Raw genomic sequence first — 18,602 nt, forward strand, 5'->3', positions numbered from 1 at the left:
TTTAAAATTTGCAGTTAAGGTTCAAACCAATGCTTCTTGTCGTCGGAACACCGGTAGATTCGAGGCCCGATACATTGTCAGAACTGTAGCCGAACGAATCGGGGTCGATATTGGGAACCCATTTTTTAATGATGAAAACATTGTTTGCGAACAAGCTGAGGCTTACGCCCTTAAAGAAGGTTTGGTCCCTTAAAAGATTCGAGAAATCGTACCCTAGGGTCAGTTGCCTGAATTTCCAATAACCGCTGTCGTATACAATGGGCTCTATAAGCTGCTGTGACCTTACCACCTCCCAATAGGTTTGGGCCGGTGTACTGGCCGTATTGGGTTCCCCGGCTTGGTTGACGCCATCTCCGGTAACACCGCCTTCCCTACCTTCGAGGGTCATTTTATGGAGTCCGTGACGGGTAGCGTTGAAATTCGTTCCCGAGATCATTTTGCCCCCCAACTTAAAATCGATCAAGAACGATGCGTTGAAATTCTTGTACCTGAAGGCATTGGTTATACCCCCGACCCACTTGGGCAGGGCACTTCCGAAGAAAACGATATCGTCGGAGCGAAGGGGCCGACCATCATCGGCAAAAATCTGCCGTCCTTGGTCATCAAATTTGTAGCCGAAGCCCGCCAACTGGCCGATCTCCTCACCGACGACTTGGTACAAAAATCCATTGAAGGCATGGGTACCGACCACTATACTTTCACCCGGGGTATCGGTAAGCAGGCTAATGACCTCGGTCTTGTTGTAAGAGGTGTTCAGGGTCAGTTCCCACTGAAAATCCTCGTTTCTGACCGGTATCAGGCTTAAGAGGGCCTCAACCCCGTCGCTTCGGCTCTCCCCGCTATTGATCAAGGTGCTTATAAAGCCGGAGGCATTTGAGATTTGTGCGGGTATGATCTGGTCGAAGGTCGATTTACGGTAAACACTCAGGTCGAGATTTACCCGCGAATCGAACATGCGCAGATCGATACCGATTTCCGTTTCCTTGACCCGCATCGGCCTTAGGTTCGGATTGGGCAAGGTACTGGTGTTCGGTGCCGCCACAGGCTGTAATTGCCCGTCTGAATTGGCGAAAAGGTTCGAATTGATATTGTAGAACAATGCGTCGGAATACGGCGGCACATCGGTATCGCTGCCCACTTCGGCATAGGCTGCCCGCAACTTCCCGAAAGTCAGCCACTCCGAATCTTCGAAGGCGTTGGAAAACACGTAGCTGGCAGAGACCGAAGGGTATAGGATGCTCCTGTTGTCGGGGGCCAAGGTCGTAAACCAATCGTTCCTTAAGGTCCCACTCAAATAATAGGTGTCTTTGTAGGAAAGGTCCATTGAACCGTACAAGGAGTTTACCCCTCTCTCCGATAGGCTATAGATCGGGTCTTTGACCCTGCCGTTCTGTACCGTGTAAAGATCCCGGATAATGAAGTCGGTGACGTTCACCCGATTGAGCTTCGAAACCCTTCTCATTTTGTTGCCCCCAAAGTTGACTCCCAGGCCGAAATCGTCGCCGAATTCCTTGTTGGCCGAAATCAGGAAGTCTACATTGGTTTCCCTAAACCTACGCACCTCTTGGGTATAGGTACCGTTCACGAAACCTTCCGGGGCCGGAGGCCTGGACGCCTGTCCGGTAGGATAGCCGTTATAATCCTGGTCCCTCGACCAGTAATCTTGGCCCACCCTAATCTGGCCAAATAGCCATGGTAAAAAATTGTACTTCAGGGAGGCATTGCCAAAAATGCGATCGCGCTCGATGTGGTTGAATTGCTCGCTAAGGGTAAAATAGGGGTTGGTCCTATTTCTAAAGCGCGAATACACGAATTCATTTCCGTTCTCGTCGAACTTCTTCTCGTCCAAAAGGTCCAAGGGCATGGAATTGGCCATATTGTACAAGGCCACCGATATGGTATTGTCTTGTTGGCCTACATTGGGCGGATTGGTGTTCTTTTCGTTGGAATAATTGATATTGGTGGTAAAGGACAAGCTTTCGGTCAGTTCGTAACTCGCCCCCAATCCCACATTGATGCGTTTGAACTCGTTGTTGGGGGTAATGCCCTTACTTTCGAGGTTGGACAGGGATAGATTAAAGCCCCCTTTTTCCCCGTTGCCCGAAAGGCCGATGGAGTTGGTAATGTCCAAGCCGTGTCGGTAGAACTTTTTGATCCTGTCGTACACGGGAACATAGGGTACCTCGACCCCATCGAACAATACTTGGGTCATTCCGGGTTCAAATTTTTCACCAAATGACCATTGGCCCGAGGTAGGGTTGGCCGTGGTGGGTCGTACCCCATTTTCGCCCTGTCCGTACTCGTATTGGTAGTCGGTAAAGTCCAAAGGAGTATGATCGGCCACGCTGAGGTTGTAGGTGACCCCGATACCTTGGCCGGTGCCCCTTGTTTTGGTAGTGATCATAATTACCCCGTCTTTGGCCCTAGACCCATAGAGGGCAGCGCCCGTGGCTCCTTTTAGAATGGTCATGCTTTCGATATCATCGGGATTGATACTTGAAAAGCCGTCACCCCCGTCGGAGTATACCCCTCCGCTGCTAGTGCCCAGTTCGCCACTTCCGCCCGAACTACCGATATTGGTTCCAAAGCTGGTATTGTCGATGGGCACACCGTTTACCACGATCAAGGGATTATTGGTGCCCGAAATGGACGATTGCCCCCTGATCCGCACTTTGGAAGAACCTCCGGGCCCGGTGCCCAAGGCCGAGACATTTACCCCTGCCACCTTGCCTTGCAGGGTGTTCATGAAATTTGACGAGCGGTTGACATTTACATCCTCGGCATCGACCTTGGCCACGGAATAGCCCAACTTTCGGGTTTCTTGCTTGATTCCCAATGCGGTGACCACCACTTCGTCGAGGGACTCCGAATCTTCGGCAAGTTGGACATCGATCTTGGTCGATTCGCCCACCGGAACTTCCTTGGTGGCAAAGCCCAAGGAACTGAAGACCAATGTGGCATTGGCACCCCGTGTGGTAATCGAATAATTTCCGTTGAAGTCGGTAGCCGTGCCATTGGTCGTACCTTTTTCCACCACCGAAACACTAGGCAAGGGCATGCCTTGGGCGTCGGTAACAATCCCCGATATCTCTTGTTGTATGTCGCCGGCCCCCAAGGTTTTGGCCCGAATTCCCAAAGTACCTTGTGTCAGGATAATTTGGGTATCCAAAATCTCGAATGTTATGGGCGTGCCCTTGAACAAATCGGAGAGTACCCCGATCAACGGGGCCTTTACATAGCTTACGCTAACCTTTCTGTTGTAGTTTACCTGGTTATCGTTGTACAACACCTTAAAATCGGTCAGTGACTCAATTTCTTGCAAAACCTTTTCTATGGTTACGTTCTGCAGTTGAAGGGTGATTTCAATATCAGCCGAAGACGGGTTTCCTAGCGCTTGATAGAATATGATCGCAATAAGGCCGATGCTAAGTTTCATTTTTCGCTGTAACGGTATTGGATAGGCAATATTCCCCCTTATCCAAGTGACTGGGTTTTTCATATCTTTGTTCGAATTTAGATGGTTATCATTAGTGTATATCACTCTAAATCGCAATCGGGAAATGTGCCAGCATTTTCCGATTTTTTTTGATTTGAAGTGTTGGTTTTACAGCATCTTCATATCATAGGCATCTCTTTTTAAGGTTGGTAAATAATGATCCTGTCCCCATTTATCGTAAAGGTCATGGGGTAGTTTTTGCTAAAGGCCTCAAATACCTGGGTAATGGTCTCGGTGTCGAAACTGGCATTGAAGCGTATCGGGTTCAAGGCTTCGTACTGGTTGTCTATGCTGACATTATAGTTGCGCTCAAGCTTTTTGACGATGTCTTCGAAGGGCATATGGCTAAAAATAATCTTGCCGTTCATCCACCCGGTATGCAGGTCGGTGTCTACCTCCTTGAACACGAGTTTTTGGTCTTGTTTGCCCCATACCGCCATTTGTCCGGGAACCAAGCGCTTTGAATCTTCATCGAAGTCCGAAGATGTCGTAAAAAAGCCCACCGACCCTTCGACCAATACCGTTTTTACGCTATCGTCTTCGGGATATGCCGATAGGTTGAACTTGGTGCCCAAAACCTGAATGTTCAATTCGTTGGCATTGATAATAAAGGGGCTGGTTTCGTCCTTGGCCACGTTAAAATAGCCCTCCCCCTTCAAATAGACCTTTCGCTCCCTGCCCCTGACAAATTCGACCGGATATCTTAAGGTGCTTCCTGCATTGAGATGGGCCTTGGTACCATCGGACAGGATCAGGACGAACCTTTTGCCATAGGGCACGTTTACCGTATTGTAGAGAATTTCCTTGGCCTTGCCGCCTTTGTGGTAAACCAGTTGGTTGCCTTGCAACAGACCTACCCGGTCGCCCTTCCTGTTATAAACCGATGCATTGCCCAGCTCTGAAATTGTTTTTACGGTTCCATCGGACAGTTCCAAGGTAATTTGGTCGCCCTTGTCCACATTTCCCACGGTGCCCTGTCTAAAGTTGTGGTCCCAGTAGAAATACCCTAGGCCGAGAAATGTCAGTAGTACTGCGGCATACCTTGTCAATCGGAACAGGTTCGACCTTCTGGCCGAGCGTTTATCGCGGCGGATCTTGTCCAACAATATTCTTTTGGCTTTATCCGCATTATATCTACCCATAATATATCTTGTCGTGTAATCTATCTCTATATGCGACCGAAAGAGCTTGTGATAACGGCCCCGCGTTAGGCACAGGTTCAAATCGTCCAACTCTTCCGAAGCGATGGAATGCGACAAAAACTTAGCTAGGGAAATTTTAAAATCACACTTGTCCATATTGTGTTTTCTACAACTATTACGTACAATTATTAAACAACCCTAAATTTTTTTACCTTTTTTTTATACATTTAAACCCAAAAGCCCCATTTAAGAACCATTTTATCAATCATGAACATTGATTACAACAACAACGGGATTTTAATCCAGCACCTAAAAAACGGCCAAGAAAAAGCCTACGAATATTTGGTGGAGACTTACCACCATAGGCTCTGCGTCTATGCCAACAGCCTGGTCAACGACAAGGACCAAGCCGAGGATATCGTACAGAATGTTTTTATCCGCACCTGGGAAAGAAGGTATAACCTTAAGCCCACTTTTACCATTAAGAGCTTTCTCTACAAATCGGTGCATAACGAGTTTATCGACCAATACCGGAAACAAAAATCGGTTACCGCCCTTGAAAAAAAATACATCGAGGAGCTGGAAAGGTTTTCGGAAAAGGATGAAGTGTTTTTTGAACGGTTATTGTCAATCGTTCAGGAAGAAATTCAAAACCTGCCCCCGAAATGCAGAAAAATTTTCTTGATGAGCAAGCAGGAAGGGTTTAGCAACATCGAGATCGCCGAACATCTGAATCTTTCCCAAAAGACCATAGAATATCATATTACCAAGGCCTTTGCCATACTCAGGCAGAAGGCCAGCCGCGATTTGGAACCGGTCTTGTTCCTCTTGTTCGGTTTCAACAAGAATAGGAAAATGGCATCTCCAACGGCTTAAGGGCCCTTGTCCTAAACATTTATCCGCACCCTGCCCAATAACACGCCCGGTGTGAAATTTTTGGACCGCACTTTTTTATAAAGCCGTAAACTATTCTTATTTTGGGCAACATCGACCCTTAGGGTCCCAACCCATCAAAAACCACGTCACATGAAAACCTTTGTAGTTCAGCTTCTTTTCTTAGGGCTAGGCCTTGTTTTTTCAACCTCCCTTTGCGCACAGGACACCGATCAAAGTGCCATACGGTCTATACTGGACAAACAGGCAAGCGCTTGGTCGAACGGTGATTTGGAAGCTTTTATGCAAGACTATTGGAAATCCGATTCGCTTACGTATTTTAGCAGGGGCAGCATTACCAAGGGATGGGAGACCACCTTGAACAAGTATAAAAAGGGCTATCCTTCCAAAGCCCATACGGGCCAACTTACCTTCAAGATAGCCCAATTAACACAAATATCGGAAAATGCCTATTATGTAATGGGCGAATACTTTTTGACCAGAAAGGTGGGCAATGCCCATGGCACCTTCATGATCATTTTCAAGAAAATCGACGGCGAGTGGAAGATTATTGCCGATTCGTCGTGTTAGCTTGTCATTCTTCCCCTTCGACCTTAGGCTTTGGGTAGTATTTGATCTTACGGGTTTTATAGGTATTATCGGGAGTAATAATCTCCTTGACCCAATTGTTGGCTTCGCTTCCATCGAATTGATAGATGTACTCCTTGGTTGAGGTAAACCCGTTTTTTTTGGTCTTTTTCCGACTCAAGATTCCTTCTTCGTCATAAATATAGGTCACCTCCTCCTGCAAGATCCATTTTCCGGTCGGGGCATCGTAAAGGGCCAAACTATGGAACAAGGGCCTTTCGTTGCCGTCTACGATCTCCAGGGTTTTGGTGCTAAGCTCCCCGTCAAGGTATTCATGTGTCAAAACAGTCTTCTGCAACGAATCCGTTTCTACATAGGCAAGGGATGTTTGGACGGTCTTCGCCAAAACACCGTTCAACCTTTGGGAAACTAACTCCAGGCTATCGCTTTTTTCATAGGAAAACGTCCTTTGGTCGATTCCATCGGTATCGATATGTTCGATACTTTCCAGTCTTCCCTCATCGCCATATCGATAGATATTCTTCTCCAAAAGCTTTTTTTCGTAAGAGACGATCTTCTCGGTCAACCTATGTTCGGGAAGGCTGTCGTACCCATAGAAATTGGCAATGGAGGTTGCCTTATCAAAGGCATTGTCGAGATAGTTCTCAACACGTCTTTCTCTAAGGCGCCCGTTTTTGTACTTATAGTATGTCGTCTCGTAATCGGTATCGTTGAAACGGGTAATCGATTTGGTCAGCCTGCCCGATTCGTCGAAATAATATTCCTCCTTACCGTAATCGGTAATAACCGTACATGATTTGACCCTTCCCCTCAAATCAAAGTCCTCTACCCTAAAAGTCTCTACTTCTTGGGCGGACAGCGAAATGGAAAGGAGTACGAAAAGGTTTAAAAAAAGAAGTTGGTGCTTTCTTGACATACTACAAATTTAGCTGTAATTACTTCAACTAAAAACAAAAGCCGTACCATTTCGACAAATCGAAGAGGCCCACTCGGTATAATACCAAGTGGGCCTCGCCTATACTTAAACTAAAATCAAACTTTACTTGACCTCTTCGAAGTCTACATCTTCGACATTGTCACTTTCGCCCGCATTGGAGCTCGCCGTATCCTCACCATTGGCCGAGGGGCCACCTGCTTGCTCGGCCTGTGCCTTGTACATTTCTTCGGAGGCTGCTTTCCAAGCCTCGTTGATTTTGTCCAAAGCCGGTGTTATCAGGGCCAAATCCTTGCTCGCATGCGCTTTTTTCAATTCTTCAAGCGCATCTTCGATAGGCTTTTTCTTATCGGCGGACAACTTATCGCCGAATTCCTTCAACTGTTTCTCTGTCTGGAAGACCATACTATCGGCCTCGTTCAACTTATCCGCAGTTTCCTTGGCTTTTTTATCCGCTTCGGCGTTGGCTTCCGCCTCTGCCTTCATTTTCTTGATTTCTTCTTCTGTAAGTCCGGAAGAAGCTTCAATTCGAATATCCTGTGATTTACCTGTCGCCTTATCGGTTGCCGAAACCTTTATGATCCCGTTTGCATCGATATCGAAGGTTACTTCGATTTGAGGTGTACCCCTTGGCGCAGGTGGAATACCGTCCAAATGGAACCTACCGATCGTTTTGTTGTCGGCCGCCATGGGGCGCTCACCTTGCAACACATGGATCTCTACCGATGGCTGATTGTCGGCAGCGGTCGAGAACACCTGCGATTTCTTGGTAGGGATGGTCGTATTCGCCTCGATCAATTTGGTCATGACCCCGCCCATGGTCTCGATACCCAGCGACAATGGGGTTACGTCTAACAGCAATACATCCTTTACATCTCCCGTAAGTACACCACCTTGGATGGCGGCACCGATGGCCACGACCTCATCGGGGTTCACCCCTTTTGACGGTTTTTTACCGAAGAATTTTTCAACGGCTTCCTGTACTGCCGGAATCCTTGTAGAACCACCGACCAAGATAATCTCATCGATATCGCTCTTTGAAAGTCCGGCTGCTTTTAAGGCAGACTCACAGGGTGCGATCGTTCTTTTCACCAAATCCTCTATCAATTGCTCGAACTTCGAACGGGTCAACGAACGCACCAAGTGTTTGGGGCCCGAAGCGGTTGCGGTTACGTAAGGCAGGTTGATTTCGGTTTGTGCCGAGGAAGACAATTCGATTTTTGCCTTTTCGGCAGCTTCCCTAAGGCGTTGAAGCGCCATGGCATCTTCCCTAAGGTCGATTCCCTCGTCTTTTTTAAACTCCTCGGCCAACCAGTTGATGATCTTCTGGTCGACGTCGTCACCGCCCAAGTGGGTATCGCCATCGGTAGACAATACTTCAAAAACCCCATCTCCCAATTCGAGGATGGAGACATCGTGCGTACCGCCACCAAAGTCGAAGACCACGATTTTTTGGTCTGTATCTTTCTTGTCAAGACCGTAGGCCAATGAAGCGGCTGTCGGTTCGTTGATAATTCGCTCTACGGTAAGTCCGGCGATTTCACCGGCCTCTTTGGTCGCTTGGCGCTGCGCGTCGTTAAAATAGGCCGGTACGGTAATTACGGCACGGCTTACGTCTTGCCCCAAATAATCCTCTGCCGTCTTCTTCATTTTTTGAAGAACCATGGCCGAAAGTTCCTGGGGTGTATATAAACGTCCTTCAATATCTACTCGTGGCGTATCGTTGTCTCCCTTAACCACTTTATAAGGAACCCTCTCCGCTTCCTTTTGGGATTCGGAATACTTGTTACCCATAAAACGTTTGATCGAGTATATGGTTTTGTTGGGGTTGGTCACCGCTTGCCTTTTGGCCGGGTCGCCAACTTTAATCTCGCCACCATCTACGAAAGCGATAACGGACGGAGTAGTTCGTTTTCCTTCTGCATTTGGAATTACGACGGGCTCATTACCCTCCATTACGGAGACGCAGGAGTTGGTCGTACCCAAATCTATTCCTATAATTTTGCTCATTCTATATATGTTATTAAATATTAGTGCTTGTTTTTTAAACCAATTCCTAAATGTCAAACAATATGCCAAGCCCCGGCAACATGACATGATGTCATTTGTAGCGTTTTCCCCTACCTCCCCTTCCCCACCCATTTCGTTTATTTACAAAGCCAAAGTCGGTTAAACCGACTAATTTTTCTATTTTGCAGCATATGACAATTCAACACTACTATGGAATTCAATAGACGAAGTTTTTTAAGAAAAAGTGCGGTTTCGGCCGCTGGTTTGGCCGCTACATCGATGCTTCCGTTCGACGTGTATGCCAACGACCACAATACAAAAAGGATAAGGGAGATTCGGGTGCCGGCCTCCCAAAGGCCCAAAATAGAGAACAAGATACGTTTTTCGGTCATTGGCATCAACCACGGGCATATTTACGGCATGGTCAATTCGCTGCTTTCGGGCGGGGGAACCTTGGTAGCCGTTTATGCCAAAGAAGCCGACCTATTGAAGAACTTTACCAAAAGATACCCCGAGGTGAAAATTGTCAAAAGCGAGGACGAAATCATTCAAGACGACTCGATACAATTGGTTGCGAGTGCCGCCATACCGGTTGAACGCGCACCGATAGGGATACGCGTCATGAAGTCGGGAAAGGACTATATGACCGACAAACCCGGCATTCTCACCTTCAACCAATTCAACGAGGTAAAAAAGGTTCAGAAAGAAACGGGGCGTATCTATTCGATCGTCTATAGCGAACGCTTGGCCAACCCCGCATCGGTCATGGCCAGTAAATTGGTTCAGGAAGGAGCCATCGGAAAAGTGGTCCAGCTCATCGGCCTCGGTCCCCACCGCATGCGCCCCGAAAGCCGGCCCGATTGGTTTTTCTATCCTGAAAAGGCAGGGGGCATCCTTTGCGACATCGGATCCCATCAATGCGACCAGTTTCTCCATTACACCAATTCAAAGGAAGCCGAGGTCAGCGTCTCGCAAGTAGGCAACTTTGGCATGCCCGACTATCCCGACTACCAAGATTTTGGCGATATGATGGTACGGAGCGGCCACGCCACCGGTTATATACGTATCGATTGGTTTACACCCGAGGGGCTGGGCACCTGGGGCGACGGCAGAACTTTTATCCTGGGCACCGAAGGTTATATCGAAATGCGCAAATACATCGATATTGCAGGAAGGCCCAAGGGCAACCACCTGTTTTTAGTCGACCAAAAGGAGACCAAGTATTTCGATTGCAGCAATGTCCATATGCCCTTTGGGGAACAGCTGGTCAACGATGTGGTCAACCGCACCGAGACCGCCATGCCCCAAGACCATTGTTTTTTGGCCACCGAACTGGCTCTCACGGCACAGGAGAAAGCGTTCAGGCTGAACATGGGGTGATATTTACCATTTCCCATACCCCAAATGTACCCTACTTTTAACGATTTTTATTAACCTATCGGCGGATAAACTAAACGAAGCAGTACCGAAAAAATATTTTTGTTTTTCACTAGTCCCGAAAAACTATGAAAAATTATTTCTTGGCTATCGCCCTAACCCTTGTGGGTTTCGAAACCCTTGCCCAGTTCGATTATAGGGAAGGGTACATCATCAACAATTTAAACGATACGATTTACGGCTACATCGATTATCGGGGAAATCAATCAAACGCCAAGAAATGTGTCTTTAAAAAAACGAAGAATAGTGACAGTAGGTCGTACTCCCCAAAAGAATTAAAGGCGTACAGCTACGAAAATGGAAGGTATTATTTATCGAAACCCCTCAACCTCGATGGCAAGGAAGATACTTTTTTTCTTGAATATTTATTTGAGGGGGCGGTTGACTTTTTCTACCTGAATCTCAATGGCAGGGATCATTACCTAGCCAGTGATGAAAGCGGAACCCTTTCTTTGCTCAAAAACGAAGAAAGGGAAATTGTTAAAAACGGTAAGAAGTACGTACTTGAAACCAAAGAGTTCCGTACGACGCTAAGCCTGATTTTTCACAAGAGTGCAATTATTCAAAAAGAAGTAAGAACCCTTTCCTTAAACCGAAATTCCCTAGTAAAAATTGCGAAAAAGTACCACAAGGAAGTTGCCGGGCAAGAACCCTATTACGTTCATGGTGAAAAAGCATCAACCCCCGTTTATTCTTACGGACCCCTGATCGGAATAAACATGGTCAATATTTCCCATGGCGATAATCTTCAGGACCGGTTTTATTATTTTAGGGGAAGTTTGTCCAGTCCTTCCTTTTCACCCAGTATCGGATTTTTCTTCAAAACCAATTTCCCAAGGATCAATGAAAAAATAAACCTGCAGTGGTTTGCCAATTTTTATTACGAAAATTTGGAATGGGCCCACGATAGGCAAGAAACACTATATCATTTTACCGAAATCAACAACATCAGTTCAAAAAGATGGTTTTGGTCCAATAATCTATCGATAAAATATGAATTCCCAAGAGGAAAAGTCAAGCCGACATTTCAAATTGGCGCATTCAATAATTTAGAACTGTCCTCTAGCTATAAGCAAGAATACGAATTAAGGAACACCAATGGAATAACCACAAGAACGGATGAAAGTACCACGAGTCCATTTTCCAAGTTAAATTTGGGATTCTCATTGGGGGCAGGCATAAAGACCATGGTCTTGAAAAAGGAAATCTACCTCGACCTTGTTTATAATAGATCCGGTATCCTCGATAAATTTGAAGGCCTTAACCAAAATATGTTGGCCCTAAATATTGGCATCCCCTTACAAAAAGGCAGCTAGCATCCCTTGCCGTTTACATGCTTCCTGTTTTTAAGTATATCTTTGTCTTAAACTAATTTTTGCCATGGAGTGCATCAGTGTTTTCGACATGCTTAAAATCGGCATCGGCCCTTCGAGTTCCCATACCTTAGGCCCTTGGCGGGCCGCCGAACGTTGGATCGAGGAGCTGAGATCGGCCGGCCTGTTCAACGAAGTGGAAACGATCGACGTCCATATGTACGGTTCGCTTTCGTTGACCGGCAAGGGCCACGCCACCGATTATGCCGTAATGCTCGGCCTCTCTGGCAAAGATCCCGTAACCATACCCATAGCGCAGATCCATACCACGGTCGAACGCATTCAAGAAAACAAGACCATCAATTTCGGGGGAGAACGCCGATTGCCCTTTGACCCCGACCGCCATATCCATTTTCATCGAAAATTTCTCGACTTCCATGCAAACGGAATCAAATTCGAGGCGCATTTAAGATCGGGAAGCAAAAAATCGAAAACCTACTACTCCATCGGGGGCGGTTTTGTGGTGGTAAAGGAACGGAAAAACGCCAAGCGAAAGATAGCGGACTTTCACCGTTTTCCCTGCCCGATTGAAAATGGCGAACAATTGCTCGGTTATTGCAGAGAGGAAAACAAATCCATTTCGCAGATCGTTCTCAAGAACGAACTGTCGTTACGGAACAAAAAGGAAATTGAACGCGAAGCCCAAAAGGTGTGGAACACAATGTTAGAATGCATGTATACGGGCTGCCACACCGATGGCATACTACCTGGCGGGCTGAACGTCCATCGACGCGCATCCGGCCTAAACAAGGGGCTGCTGGGGGCGAATTACAACACCTATGCCACGCCGCAAGAATGGCTGCAAACGATTCGAAAAACCAAGGTCAAATTCCGTCAAATCTTTAAATGGGTAAGCTGTTTCGCCCTGGCCGTGAACGAGGTAAATGCCTCCTTGGGCCGTGTGGTCACCGCCCCTACAAACGGCAGTGCAGGGGTTATTCCCGCTGTATTGATGTATTACTTGACCATAGAAGACCACAAGGCCGGTTTTGAGCAGATCCGGCAATTCCTGTTCGTAGCCGGCGAAATAGGCAGCATTTTTAAGAAAGGGGCAACCATTTCAGCGGCCATGGGCGGTTGCCAAGCCGAGATCGGAGTGTCGTCGGCCATGGCGGCAGGGGGACTGACCGAGCTTTTGGGTGGAAGTCCCGAACAAGTCTTGATGGCGGCCGAAATCGCCATGGAGCATCATTTGGGACTTACCTGCGACCCTGTAGGCGGCTTGGTTCAAATACCCTGTATCGAACGCAATTCGATGGGGGCCATCAAGGCCATCAACGCGGCCGAACTGGCCTTGGACAGTAATCCCAAAGACGCCAAGGTACCTCTCGACAAGGTAGTGGAAACCATGTGGGCCACGGCCAAGGATATGAGCTCCAAATACAAAGAGACCTCCAAAGGAGGTCTCGCTGTCGGTATCAACATGAGCGATTGTTAGATCGCCCATACCTATTTCGTACTTACGTCTTTCTTTAGTCTATACGAGGGGTAACGGTGAACTTTCTGAACATAATGGGGCCGTGGTCACCTTGAATATAGAAAGGTCCGGGTTCGCCCTCCTTGCTATCCAAAGCACCACCGGTAATTCCCGGTATGTTCTGCCCACTAATAATGGTCTTGCCGTTGGCCACGACCGTTACGCGCCTTCCGATCAAGGTAATGTCGTAGGTCTGCCATTCGCTGGCCGGGTTGGCCGCCATTTCGTTGGGGGTCAAAAAGCCATAGATCCCGCCAAAGAGAACGTTGCTGGGTTCGCTTCCGTGGTCGTCGGTGATCTGCACCTCATAGCGTCCGCGAAGGTAAACGCCACTATTGCTTCCGGGGGGTACCTTAAATTCGACGTGCAGTTTAAAATCCTGGAATTTCTCTTCGGTCACCAAATTGGCTCCCGATTTCGGACTTTTAAGAATCCCGTCTTCGACGACCCATTGGTTTTTGCCCAAGGCCTTCCATCCCGATAAATCCTTGCCATTGAAAAGTTCGATGGGCTGTCCCCATTTCGGGTTCTCAACGTAGGTCAATTTGGGGGCGCGAACCGCCGTCCAATCATAGGTTTCCCCATGGGCAAAGGCCAGGGTTCCCTTTAGGCCCTCACCGTCTTTTGCCCCTTTTATGGTAAGGTCACCCAGATCAGGGGCCCACTGTGGTGGTATCGTAAAGGAGAACTTGCCATCCTTGGCCTTTACCTCGGATATGGGCCGGGCACTACCCGACCAGGAAACAAAACGGCCTACCAAGGTCTTGGAACCGGAATGTTTGATTTCCAACCAAGACGGTAGTTGCTTACCGTCCTTTTCAACAACCATATCCCACTTGCCCTCAAAAAATTTACTGTCCTGGGCATAAGCGTTGGAGCCCAAACACAAGGCTACGAAATAAAAGAAAATTGTAATTTTTTTCATTATAGAGTTTTATTAAAATAAGATATCAAAGATAGGTATTACGCCCAAAAATGAACAAATATGACCGCGGAGTTTGGAAATTGATTATTAAAGACGGGATTTATTACAATTTTGACATATTTTATTAACTTTAGAAGCTAATTCTAATCCTTACTATATCCAAAAAGACATGAAAAACAAGAAGACTAAATCTTCAACCAACTCCAGGCGTTCCTTTATTAAGAAGGGGGCTGCGGCATCTTCCATATTTATAGTGCCGCGCCATGTTCTGGGCGGAGTCGGCTACCTGGCCCCCAGCGACAAGTTGAACCTTGCCGCGATCGGTGCCGGTGGCAAAGGTGCCAGCGATATTGCCAATGCCTCCGTAAACGGCCGCGAAAACGTTGTAGCCCTCTGTGATGTGGACTTTGGCGGTTCCGCCAAAAAATCGGTCGAAAGATTCCCGAAGGCCAAATTGTACGCCGATTACCGTGAAATGCTGGACAAGGAGAAGGGCATCGATGCCGTTACCATCTCAACTCCCGACCATGTGCACGGACCTGCGGCCTCCTACGCCATGAACAGGGGCGTCCACGTCTACGTACAAAAACCAATGACCCACAATATTCGCGAGGCCCGGATGCTTACCCAAATGGCCCGTGATAAAAAAATAGTAACCCAAATGGGTAACCAAGGGGGGTCGAACCCCTTACTGGGAATGGTCCAGAAATGGATCGACGACGATGCCATCGGGGCGGTTTCAAAGGTTCAGATTTGGACCAACAGACCCGTATGGCCGCAGGGCGGGGCCATGCCCGAGCCCAACCCTTCCTTGAAGCCCGATAGCTTAAACTGGGACCTTTGGCTCGGGCCCGCACCCGAAAAACCCTATACGCCCAATCTACACCCGTTTAGCTGGAGGGGCTGGTGGGATTATGGTACAGGGGCCCTTGGTGATGTCGGATGCCACTTGATCGATATCCCTTTCAGGACCTTAGGGCTAAAATATCCTACGGATGCCGAGTGTAGCGTCGGTTCGGTATACTCCCAGATGTGGAACGCCGACTACCACCCCGAAGGTTGTCCGGCCTCATCGTTCATTACACTTCATTTCGGCGCTACCGAGAAATCGAAATCTCCGATAGAAATGACCTGGAGCGATGGTGGAATCAGACCTGCCCATCCTGAAATCATACCTGCCAACAACGATATAGGAGGACCTGGAAGCAACAACGGCGTCCTTATCATTGGAGAAAAGGGTATTATCTCTACCAATATCAACGACAGTAGCCCCTTGACCCCAAAACTATACCTTAACGACGGCACCACTGAATTTGGACCGGAAACGGAGCCAAACGACGAGCCGGAATACGGTCACCAACGTCTATGGGTCGATGCCTGTAAAGCCGGTTTCGGCAGTAAAGAGCACAAGGGACTGACCTCTTCGTTCGATTACGCAGGGCCCATGACCGAAACAGTTCTTATGGGCAATTTGGCCATTCGAAGCTATCTGTTGAGAAAGGAAGACAGTAAAGGAAAAATGGACTTCTACGCCCGTAAAAAGTTGCTGTGGGACGGAGAGAACATGCGGATCACCAACCTGGAGGAAGCCAACCAATACGTCGGCCGTACCTACAGAAAAGGCTGGGAACTATAATTCCGTTCCAAAAACCTATATACAACGGGAAACCCAAAAGGTTTCCCGTTTTTTATTTGCAATCGGTCTTTCTACGGGTGTCGATCAGGTAAATGATCTGCCACCCCTTTTCGGCATCTTTTACCAACTGAAACGAATTTACCCCACAATGGTGAAAAGCATCGTCGACCTTAAATTCATAGTCCGTCCAGGCATGGGCCATGGGACCATCGATTTGTATCGACCAATCGGTAATGACCTCTTGAAACTTCGTGGTTTTGGGTATGCCCACCAGGGACTTTAAAAAAGCGCTGAACTCCTGGCTTTTTACCAAGGCCTCCCCTTGTTCGTTATTGGCTATGGTCTGCAAGACTATCGATTCCGATACCGTTTCCTTTATGATAAGGGAGTCTTGTTTGTGAAATCCGTCAAAGAACCTATCGATAGTTCTACGCACTTCCGTTTCTTCCCCGTTTTGCCCAACGGCATCAAAGCAAATCAGCAAAAACATTGCCATTACCAAGTTTTTCATAATCGTTTACCATTTAAACAGTTCGGTTAGCGCCCCCCCAAGGTAAGGATTTTTGAAAAAAACGCGGTCAACAGGAAACGGTACGGGCATTATTTTCCCCAAAACAAAATTCTTACTTTTATCCTTTCTAAACCAAAAGTAAATGTCGACTGTCAAAAAAGAATACAAACGAGTAACGGTAAAGTCCCTAGTGGACATGAAGAAAAACGGCGAAAAGATATCTATGCTTACGGCATACGACTACTCAATGGCCAAAATTGTAGATTCTGCCAATGTAGACGTCATTCTTGTCGGAGACTCGGCCAGTAATGTTATGGCGGGCCACGAGACCACCTTACCCATCACCTTGGACCAGATGATTTATCACGCCACTTCGGTAATCCGGGCCGTTCAAAGAGCCTTGGTCGTGGTCGACATTCCTTTCGGAAGCTATCAAAGCGATCCCAAGGAAGCCTTGCGTTCCGCCATTCGGATCATGAAGGAAAGCGGTGCCCATGCCGTAAAATTGGAAGGGGGCGAGGAAATCAAGGAATCGGTTAAAAGGATATTGAATGCCGGTATACCCGTTATGGGCCATTTGGGCCTTACCCCACAATCGATTTACAAATTCGGTACCTATACCGTAAGGGCCAAAGAGGAGCAGGAAGCGGAAAAACTTATACAAGATGCCAAGTTGCTCGAAAAACTGGGATGTTTTAGTATCGTATTGGAAAAAATTCCTGCCGAGCTTACCAAAAAAGTCTCGGAGAGCATCAGCATACCCACTATTGGGATCGGTGGCGGAAAACATGCCGACGGGCAAGTTCTGGTGATCCACGACCTATTGGGAATGACCCACGAGTTCAACCCCAGGTTCTTACGCCGGTATATGAACCTTTATGAGGATATGGGCAATGCCATATCGCAATACGTAAACGACGTAAAAAACAGGGACTTCCCCAACGACCAAGAACAGTATTAGGATTCGAACGATAAAGGAATGGGCTCCACAGGACTACGGAGGTTGGGCATAATTGTACTCGTATTACTGAATTTTGGGTGCGACCAAATATCAAAGGATGTGGTACGCCAACGCGTTGTTCCCAACGATTACATACAAGTGGTGGGCGACAATTTTATTCTCACCAATGTTGAAAACACGGGTGCCATGCTCGGTTTCGGGCAAGACTTCCCCCCTATCCTAAAGATTGTCCTTTTTCAGGTATTGCCCGTTCTGGTCCTCTTGGTCTTATTGATCCGGATTCTCGGAAAAAAGGAGCTGGGCCTATGGGCCATCATCGGCTTTGCCTTTGTCATCGGTGGCGGGATCGGCAATTTGGTCGATCGTATCGCCTATGGTTCGGTAACCGACTTTTTTCAGATTAAGCTCGGCTTTTTAAAAACCGGTATCTTCAATATGGCCGACGTTTCGGTAACCACGGGGGTACTCCTTCTTTTGGCCTTATCCTTCCGAACAGAAAAACCCGCGGCATAGTGGCTAACAAGATCCTTACTACCCCCAAGAACCTACAGGTGCTTTACGAAGACAACCACCTGATAATCGTCAACAAACGGCCCGGCGATATCGTCCAGGGCGACAAGACGGGCGATATGCCCTTGAGCGAGGTCGTAAAACTATACCTCAAGGAAAAATACAACAAACCCGGAAATGTATATTTGGGGGTGGCCCACCGACTGGACAGGCCGACCTCGGGAATCGTGGTCTTTGCCAAAACCTCAAAGGCACTGCCGAGGCTCAACAAGCTTTTTGCCGAAAAAAACGCAAAAAAAAGCTATTGGGCCGTAGTAAAAAACGCGCCCAAAAAACCGGAAGCATCCCTGCAGCACTGGCTAAAGCGCAATAGCCAACAAAACAAATCGTACGCACACGACAAAGAAGTAAAGGACAGTAAAAAAGCGGTTCTCGACTATCGCGTCCTTAAAAAACTAGACCGTTATTATCTTTTGGAAATCGATTTGAAGACCGGTCGCCATCACCAGATACGTGCCCAATTGGCTGCCATCGGTTGCCCCATAAAAGGGGACCTCAAATACGGTTTTGACCGTAGCAACAAAGACGCCAGTATCCATTTACACGCCCGAAGGCTTTCTTTCGTACACCCGGTCAAAAAAGAGCCCGTCAACCTAGTGGCCCCTCCCCCTAAGGATCCTGTTTGGAACGCTTGTTGTTAAATACCTT

At 47.6% G+C, this 18,602-nt stretch carries 15 protein-coding genes; 9 read left to right on the forward strand and 6 right to left on the reverse strand.

Annotated features, from left to right (window positions below; genetic code table 11):
- Position 1: 1 nt before the first annotated feature.
- On the reverse strand, positions 2 to 3,436 hold the full coding sequence (locus tag BUB37_RS06645) for a SusC/RagA family TonB-linked outer membrane protein (protein ID WP_094766580.1): 3,435 nt from the start codon (positions 3,434 to 3,436) through the stop codon (positions 2 to 4).
- A 200-nt stretch (positions 3,437 to 3,636) separates the two neighbouring features.
- Entirely contained in the window at positions 3,637 to 4,794 is a 1,158-nt protein-coding gene (locus tag BUB37_RS06650) for a FecR family protein (RefSeq protein ID WP_072990680.1), read from the reverse strand.
- 111 nt (positions 4,795 to 4,905) lie between these two features.
- Between BUB37_RS06650 and BUB37_RS06655 the strand changes: the two genes are divergently transcribed.
- On the forward strand, positions 4,906 to 5,514 hold the full coding sequence (locus tag BUB37_RS06655; RefSeq protein ID WP_170863127.1) for an RNA polymerase sigma factor: 609 nt from the start codon (positions 4,906 to 4,908) through the stop codon (positions 5,512 to 5,514).
- Positions 5,515 to 5,664: 150 nt separating this feature from the next.
- Positions 5,665 to 6,102, forward strand: coding sequence for a YybH family protein (locus tag BUB37_RS06660; protein ID WP_072990683.1), 438 nt, complete (start codon positions 5,665 to 5,667; stop codon positions 6,100 to 6,102).
- A gap of 4 nt (positions 6,103 to 6,106) precedes the next feature.
- On the opposite strand, the gene BUB37_RS06665 is transcribed toward BUB37_RS06660, so the two are convergent.
- Both BUB37_RS06665 and dnaK read right to left on the reverse strand, forming a co-directional pair.
- On the reverse strand, positions 6,107 to 7,036 hold the full coding sequence (locus tag BUB37_RS06665; protein WP_072990686.1) for a hypothetical protein: 930 nt from the start codon (positions 7,034 to 7,036) through the stop codon (positions 6,107 to 6,109).
- 123 nt (positions 7,037 to 7,159) lie between these two features.
- Complete coding sequence (gene dnaK, locus BUB37_RS06670; RefSeq protein WP_072990688.1) at positions 7,160 to 9,064, reverse strand: molecular chaperone DnaK; 1,905 nt, start codon at positions 9,062 to 9,064, stop codon at positions 7,160 to 7,162.
- A 210-nt stretch (positions 9,065 to 9,274) separates the two neighbouring features.
- Between dnaK and BUB37_RS06675 the strand changes: the two genes are divergently transcribed.
- From BUB37_RS06675 to BUB37_RS06685, 3 genes are all read left to right on the forward strand, one after another.
- Positions 9,275 to 10,444: a Gfo/Idh/MocA family protein gene (locus BUB37_RS06675; RefSeq protein WP_072990690.1), complete on the forward strand. Its 1,170-nt coding sequence runs from the start codon at positions 9,275 to 9,277 to the stop codon at positions 10,442 to 10,444.
- 125 nt (positions 10,445 to 10,569) lie between these two features.
- Complete coding sequence (locus tag BUB37_RS06680; protein WP_072990692.1) at positions 10,570 to 11,817, forward strand: hypothetical protein; 1,248 nt, start codon at positions 10,570 to 10,572, stop codon at positions 11,815 to 11,817.
- A 64-nt stretch (positions 11,818 to 11,881) separates the two neighbouring features.
- Positions 11,882 to 13,312 (forward strand): L-serine ammonia-lyase, encoded by a 1,431-nt coding sequence (locus BUB37_RS06685; protein ID WP_072990696.1) that lies wholly within the window; start codon positions 11,882 to 11,884, stop codon positions 13,310 to 13,312.
- 34 nt (positions 13,313 to 13,346) lie between these two features.
- Here the strand turns inward: BUB37_RS06685 and BUB37_RS06690 are convergent, their stop codons facing one another.
- Positions 13,347 to 14,276: a 3-keto-disaccharide hydrolase gene (locus tag BUB37_RS06690; RefSeq protein WP_072990699.1), complete on the reverse strand. Its 930-nt coding sequence runs from the start codon at positions 14,274 to 14,276 to the stop codon at positions 13,347 to 13,349.
- Between the two features lie 169 nt (positions 14,277 to 14,445).
- On the opposite strand from BUB37_RS06690, the gene BUB37_RS06695 reads away from it, so the two are divergent.
- On the forward strand, positions 14,446 to 15,912 hold the full coding sequence (locus BUB37_RS06695; RefSeq protein ID WP_072990702.1) for a Gfo/Idh/MocA family protein: 1,467 nt from the start codon (positions 14,446 to 14,448) through the stop codon (positions 15,910 to 15,912).
- 52 nt (positions 15,913 to 15,964) lie between these two features.
- Here the strand turns inward: BUB37_RS06695 and BUB37_RS06700 are convergent, their stop codons facing one another.
- The gene (locus tag BUB37_RS06700; protein ID WP_072990705.1) at positions 15,965 to 16,423 is read right to left on the reverse strand and encodes a 3-methyl-2-oxobutanoate hydroxymethyltransferase; all 459 of its coding nucleotides are present in this window, start codon (positions 16,421 to 16,423) and stop codon (positions 15,965 to 15,967) included.
- 142 nt (positions 16,424 to 16,565) lie between these two features.
- Between BUB37_RS06700 and panB the strand changes: the two genes are divergently transcribed.
- Genes panB through BUB37_RS06715 form a run of 3 tightly spaced genes read left to right on the forward strand, consistent with a single transcriptional unit; the run spans position 16,566 to position 18,595 of the window.
- Positions 16,566 to 17,384: a 3-methyl-2-oxobutanoate hydroxymethyltransferase gene (panB, locus tag BUB37_RS06705; RefSeq protein ID WP_072990708.1), complete on the forward strand. Its 819-nt coding sequence runs from the start codon at positions 16,566 to 16,568 to the stop codon at positions 17,382 to 17,384.
- Between the two features lie 18 nt (positions 17,385 to 17,402).
- Positions 17,403 to 17,897 carry a signal peptidase II gene (gene lspA / locus BUB37_RS06710; RefSeq protein ID WP_072990711.1) on the forward strand — a complete coding sequence of 165 codons (495 nt, stop codon included), beginning with the start codon at positions 17,403 to 17,405 and terminating at the stop codon, positions 17,895 to 17,897.
- On the forward strand, positions 17,897 to 18,595 hold the full coding sequence (locus BUB37_RS06715; protein ID WP_072990714.1) for an RluA family pseudouridine synthase: 699 nt from the start codon (positions 17,897 to 17,899) through the stop codon (positions 18,593 to 18,595). Before lspA ends, BUB37_RS06715 begins: the two co-directional genes overlap by 1 nt.
- Positions 18,596 to 18,602 lie beyond the last annotated feature (7 nt).

The sequence above is a fragment of the Pseudozobellia thermophila genome (assembly GCF_900141855.1).
In the GTDB taxonomy this organism is placed as follows: domain Bacteria; phylum Bacteroidota; class Bacteroidia; order Flavobacteriales; family Flavobacteriaceae; genus Pseudozobellia; species Pseudozobellia thermophila.

What these genes read in the sequence shown, in the direction of transcription:
- BUB37_RS06645 (WP_094766580.1), bottom strand. Translation starts at nt 3,436, where the DNA reads ATGAAACTTAGCATCGGCCTTATTGCGATCATATTCTATCAAGCGCTA.
- BUB37_RS06690 (WP_072990699.1), bottom strand. Translation starts at nt 14,276, where the DNA reads ATGAAAAAAATTACAATTTTCTTTTATTTCGTAGCCTTGTGTTTGGGC.
- BUB37_RS06695 (WP_072990702.1), top strand. Translation starts at nt 14,446, where the DNA reads ATGAAAAACAAGAAGACTAAATCTTCAACCAACTCCAGGCGTTCCTTT.
- BUB37_RS06665 (WP_072990686.1), bottom strand. Translation starts at nt 7,036, where the DNA reads ATGTCAAGAAAGCACCAACTTCTTTTTTTAAACCTTTTCGTACTCCTT.
- BUB37_RS06675 (WP_072990690.1), top strand. Translation starts at nt 9,275, where the DNA reads ATGGAATTCAATAGACGAAGTTTTTTAAGAAAAAGTGCGGTTTCGGCC.
- BUB37_RS06700 (WP_072990705.1), bottom strand. Translation starts at nt 16,423, where the DNA reads ATGAAAAACTTGGTAATGGCAATGTTTTTGCTGATTTGCTTTGATGCC.
- BUB37_RS06655 (WP_170863127.1), top strand. Translation starts at nt 4,906, where the DNA reads ATGAACATTGATTACAACAACAACGGGATTTTAATCCAGCACCTAAAA.
- dnaK (WP_072990688.1), bottom strand. Translation starts at nt 9,064, where the DNA reads ATGAGCAAAATTATAGGAATAGATTTGGGTACGACCAACTCCTGCGTC.
- panB (WP_072990708.1), top strand. Translation starts at nt 16,566, where the DNA reads ATGTCGACTGTCAAAAAAGAATACAAACGAGTAACGGTAAAGTCCCTA.
- BUB37_RS06685 (WP_072990696.1), top strand. Translation starts at nt 11,882, where the DNA reads ATGGAGTGCATCAGTGTTTTCGACATGCTTAAAATCGGCATCGGCCCT.
- lspA (WP_072990711.1), top strand. Translation starts at nt 17,403, where the DNA reads ATGGGCTCCACAGGACTACGGAGGTTGGGCATAATTGTACTCGTATTA.
- BUB37_RS06650 (WP_072990680.1), bottom strand. Translation starts at nt 4,794, where the DNA reads ATGGACAAGTGTGATTTTAAAATTTCCCTAGCTAAGTTTTTGTCGCAT.
- BUB37_RS06660 (WP_072990683.1), top strand. Translation starts at nt 5,665, where the DNA reads ATGAAAACCTTTGTAGTTCAGCTTCTTTTCTTAGGGCTAGGCCTTGTT.
- BUB37_RS06680 (WP_072990692.1), top strand. Translation starts at nt 10,570, where the DNA reads ATGAAAAATTATTTCTTGGCTATCGCCCTAACCCTTGTGGGTTTCGAA.